We start from the raw sequence: 340 nt of genomic DNA on the forward strand, positions 1-340 counted from the left end.
CTTTGTTATCGGATATGTCGTGCTGGTCATAGCTCACATATAAGCGAAGCAATGTACCTTGCAGTGATTCAATAATCACTTGAGAATTTTCTAAAAAGTTTTGAGCGGTTTTATTGGTTTGTTTAGGCATGAGATGCGCTCCTTGATGCGAGCTCCCCGTGATTTTCAGCCGATTGATTCCACACCGATTTGTGTGGAAATTGGGGCTGGTAAAGGTAAACACGCATTATTATTTTCAGCCAATCACCCTGAATTTCAATTGATTGCTGTTGAGCGTACACGTGAAAAAATTTGTGGCAATGCAAAAGCAGCATCAACTTGAGGGGCAAAACAATTTAAC

The 340-nt window shown here is 40.6% G+C and carries 1 pseudogene; it reads left to right on the plus strand.

Features of this window, described 5'->3' with window-relative positions:
• Positions 1-133: 133 nt before the first annotated feature.
• Positions 134-340, plus strand: a pseudogene (locus AVJ20_RS18140) (SAM-dependent methyltransferase); the annotation flags it as partial.

Origin of the sequence: Acinetobacter sp. CFCC 11171 (genome assembly GCF_003268405.1) — a bacterium.
GTDB classification, from domain to species: Bacteria; Pseudomonadota; Gammaproteobacteria; order Pseudomonadales; family Moraxellaceae; genus Acinetobacter; species Acinetobacter amyesii.